General features: G+C 65.8%; 4 protein-coding genes. All 4 read right to left on the bottom strand.

What is annotated here, in order from left to right; translation table 11 throughout:
- On the bottom strand, nt 1-854 hold an 854-nt coding region (locus ACRCSW_RS02175), incomplete at its 3' end, for a DUF3479 domain-containing protein (RefSeq protein ID WP_438702349.1).
- 19 nt (nt 855-873) lie between these two features.
- Nucleotides 874-2,439, bottom strand: coding sequence for a ferredoxin:protochlorophyllide reductase (ATP-dependent) subunit B (gene bchB / locus ACRCSW_RS02170; protein WP_438702348.1), 1,566 nt, complete (start codon nt 2,437-2,439; stop codon nt 874-876).
- Nucleotides 2,436-3,710, bottom strand: a complete 1,275-nt coding sequence (locus tag ACRCSW_RS02165; protein ID WP_438702347.1) for a ferredoxin:protochlorophyllide reductase (ATP-dependent) subunit N — start codon at nt 3,708-3,710, stop codon at nt 2,436-2,438. The genes bchB and ACRCSW_RS02165 overlap by 4 nt, the downstream gene beginning before the upstream one ends.
- A partial coding sequence (gene bchF / locus ACRCSW_RS02160; RefSeq protein ID WP_438702346.1) for a 2-vinyl bacteriochlorophyllide hydratase occupies nt 3,707-4,059 on the bottom strand: 353 nt, incomplete at its 5' end. The genes ACRCSW_RS02165 and bchF, both read right to left, overlap by 4 nt.

Here is a 4,059-nt window from a genome sequence, read left to right as displayed (position 1 = left end):
TCGAGCCCCGCGGCAAAGGCCGGAACAACGGCCAGACCCCGAGCCTCGAACGACCGGATCACCGCGTCATAGTGCGCCGTGTCGGACGCCAGGATGTAGGACCGCAGCATCAGCAGACCGACAGTCGCTACCGCTCCAGCCGGGCGCGGAAGCTGGATCGGGTCCATGAAGACCCGGCCGGGAGCATCGGGGTGATAAAGCCCCACCTCGGGGTAATCCACCGGAGCCGCCGCCCGCACTTTGCGCCAGTCGCGGTTCGGGGCATAGCGGCTGACGAGGAAGCGGATCATCCCTTCGATATTGTCGTCCGACCCGCCCAGCCAGTACTGCATCGACAGGAACCAGGCCCGCATGTCCTGTGCCTTGCCGGGGATGAACCGCAGGATCTTCGGCAGCCGCCGCAGCAGGGCCATCTGCTTCTCACCCGATGACCCAGAGGGCGACTTCGACCCGCGCAGCTTCTTCAGGAACGCCATCGCGCCCGAGGCGGGCTGGCTCATGTCCAGATCGCCCATCTTCGTCAGCTTTACGATCTGGGGGTCCGAGATCACGCCGACAAACGCATCCAGCCGGTCGCGCACCTTTTGCATCTCGGGCAGGATCGCGGTCAGGTGCTCTTCGATGAACAGCAGGTTCGCGACGATGATGTTCGCCCGCGAAACCTCGGCCTTGGCACGCGCAAGCGCAGCCGGGTTTTCGGCCCACTCGGCGGCGGCATGGACAGAGACCGAGATGCCGGGGAAGTCCTTGGCCAGCCGCCCCGCGACCCGCTGGGCCGGACCTGCGGCATGGGCGTCAAGCGTGACGATGACAAAGCGGTAAAGGCCGTCGTCCGCCGGGGTGGCGGTGATCATGTCGGGCGATGAGTAGCGGTCATCGCGCATAGTGGGCCTTCGCCTCATACAGGGTTTCGATTGTGATCGCGGTCAGGCCATGCTCGGCGGCGAACTTCTCGGTATTGCGGCGGGCCTTGGAGCGGACGAAGAACGGGATCTTCTTCAGCTCCTGCTCGGCGTCGGGCAGCCAGCGGATCGCTTCCGCGAGGGCTTGCGCGGCCTCGATCACCTGCGCGGCCATCGCGGTTGAGGACACCGGGTCCGGCAACGGCAGGCCAGTTGGCCGGGGTTCGGCCTTGCCACCATGGTGGCTGGCGCCTGCGTCGTCGTGGAACTCAAAGTCCTCGCGGAACATGGTCAGCAGGTGTTCCTCCAGCCCCATGACCAGCGGATGGATCCAGGTGTCGAAGATCACATTCGCACCCTCGAACCCCATCTGCGACGAAGTGCGGGCCGGGAAGTCCTGCACATGCACCGGGGCCGAAATGACCGCGCAGGCGATCCCCAGCCGTTTGGCAATATGCCGCTCCATCTGGGTGCCCAAGATCAGTTCGGGCGCTGCGGCGATGATGGCGGCCTCGACCTCAAGGTAGTCGTCGGTGATCAGCGCCTCCAGACCGTACTCCTTCGCGCAGGCGCGCATCGGGCGGGCAAATTCGCGGTTGTAGCAGCCCAGGCCCACAACCTCGAACCCGATCTCTTGGCTGGTGATCCGGGCCGCGGCCATGGCATGCGTGGCATCGCCGAAGATGAAGACGCGCTTGCCGGTCAGGTAGGTCGAGTCAACCGAGGCAGACCACCACGGCAGACGCAGGCCGGTTTCCGGCACTTCCGCCGAAAGCCCCGCCAGTGCAGCGACCTCGGCGATGAAATCGCGGGTGGCGCCGACGCCGATCGGCACGCATTTGGTGTATGGCTGGTTCAGGTTGCGCTCCAGCCAGCGCGCCGCACCCTCTCCGGTTTCCGGGTAGAGAAGCACGTTGAAATGGGCCGCACCCATGCGACCGATGTCGGCGGGTGAGGCATCGAGGGGGGCCGAGACGTTTATGTGAATACCCATTCGGGTCAGCAGGCTGGCGATCTCGGCCACATCATCGCGGTGGCGGAAGCCCAGGGCCGTGCCGCCGAGGATGTTGCAGGACACCTCCGCGCTCCGCTCGCACGGCTTGGCCAAAGCCCGCACGAGTGCCAGGAACGTCTCATCCGCGCCGAAGTTCTCTTTGCGGCTGTAGCTTGGCAGGTCCAGCGGCACGACCGGGCACGGCAGCCCCAGCGTCGCGGCAAGCCCGCCGGGATCGTCCTGGATCAGCTCGGCCGTGCAGGACGCGCCGACGATCATCGCCTGCGGCTGGAACCGGTCATAGGCCCCCTGCACCGCCCGCTTGAAAAGACTAGCCGTGTCCGCCCCAAGGTCCGAGGCCTGGAAGGTCGTGAAGGTCACCGGCGGGCGGTGGTTGCGCCTTTCGATCATTGTGAACAAAAGGTCGGCATAGGTGTCGCCCTGCGGCGCATGCAGGACGTAGTGCAGGCCCTTCATGCCGGTCGCGACCCGCATCGCGCCCACATGTGGCGGCCCTTCATAGGTCCAGAGCGTCAGCTTCATGACTGCGCCCCCCTTGCCAGAAGGGAGCGGCGGCGGAGGGGGCGGCTGAAGAGCGCCGCCAGATCGCCTGCCTGCTCGTAGAAGTGCACTGGGGTGAAGACCAGTTCGATCGCCCATTTCGTCGCGAAACCTGCGGCTTCAAGCGGGTTGGCGAGGCCCAGTCCGCACACCGTCAGATCGGGGGCAAGCGCTGCGTGCCGATCAAGCTGCCGGTCGACGTCCTGGCCTTCGGAAAGGATCGTCTCGGGCAGCAGTGCCAGTTCCGGCTCCATCAGCGAGCGGTGCAGATAGGGCGTGCCCACCTCAAGCGGACGCATGCCGCATTCCAGCGCCAGGAACCGGGCCAACGGGATTTCCAGCTGGCTGTCGGGGAAGAAGAAAACGCTCCGATCACGCAGGGTTTCGGCATGCACCGCCACAGCTTTCTTGGCACGGGCGCGTGGGGCCGCCGTGACCTGCTCGAACCGCTCTGGATGCACCCCGAAGGCGTGGGCCACGGCGTTAAGCCAGGCGGTGGTGCCCATCTCGCCAAAGGGAAACGGGGCCACGATCCGCTCGGCCCCGCGGCGTTCCAGGGCCGAGGCGGTATCGGCGAGGAACGGCTGGGTCAGGATGAACCGGGTTTTCTCTCCGACTTCCGGTGCGTCCGCTGCCCGGCGTGCAGGAAGCATGGCGACGTCGGTTACGCCCATGTCGCGGAGAAGCGAGAGGCACTGGTCCTCGACGACATCAGGCAGCGCGCCCACGACCAAGAGGTTCTCGGCATCGGTCTCGGCCAGACCCGGCACCATCGTGGCAAGGCAGGCGTCCTCGCCTTGCGTGAACGTGGTCTCGATCCCTGAACCGGAGTAGTTGTAGACCCGGACCGAAGGACCGTGCCGCTGGTTCAAGCGCTCGGCCGTCCGGCCAAGATCGAGCTTGATCACCTCGGACGGGCAGGACCCCACCAGGAAAAGCTGCCGGATGTCCGGCCGACGGGCGATGAGCCGCGCGACTTCGCGCTCCAGTTCCGTATGGGCATCGGCAAGGCCCGCAAGATCCTTCTCTTCCAGTATGGCAGTGCCGAATCGTGGCTCGGCGAAGATCATCACTCCGGCGGCCGATTGCAGAAGGTGCGCGCAGGTCCGCGAGCCGACCACAAGGAAGAAGGCGTCCTGCATCTTGCGGTGCAGCCAGATGATGCCCGTCAGGCCGCAGAACACCTCACGCTGACCCCGCTCACGCAGGACCGGAGTGTGCAGACAGCCGGTCGTGGGCGTATCCAGGCTCATGCCGGCAGACTCCCGTTCAGCGGCGTCTGGGCGGTCCCCTGGCCGTCACGCCGCGCCCGACGGAGCTTCAGCAGGAACTGGGTGGCGTTCAGGGCATAGGTGACATAGGCCGCCAGCGTGACCAGCATTAGCTGCAGGGGCGACAGGCTTTCGGTAATCAGACCATAGAGATAGACCGTATGCAGCGCGATCACGGCGAAGCTTACGACGTCTTCCCAGAAGAACGCAGGCGCGAAGAGATACTGCCCGAAGACCACCTTCTCCCAGATCGCCCCAGTGACCATGATCGTGTAAAGAACCGCGGTCTTCAGCAGGATCGACACGGTGGCCGCAGCGTAGCCTTCGCCCG

This window comes from Tabrizicola sp. (assembly GCF_051645465.1).
In the GTDB taxonomy this organism is placed as follows: Bacteria; Pseudomonadota; Alphaproteobacteria; order Rhodobacterales; family Rhodobacteraceae; genus Tabrizicola.
Note: the sequence above shows the minus strand (reverse complement) of the source record. Positions and strands in the feature narration are given on the sequence as shown.

Excerpts from the sequence above, each read along its gene's own strand:
- bchB (WP_438702348.1), bottom strand. The coding sequence starts at position 2,439 with ATGAAGCTGACGCTCTGGACCTATGAAGGGCCGCCACATGTGGGCGCG.
- ACRCSW_RS02165 (WP_438702347.1), bottom strand. The coding sequence starts at position 3,710 with ATGAGCCTGGATACGCCCACGACCGGCTGTCTGCACACTCCGGTCCTG.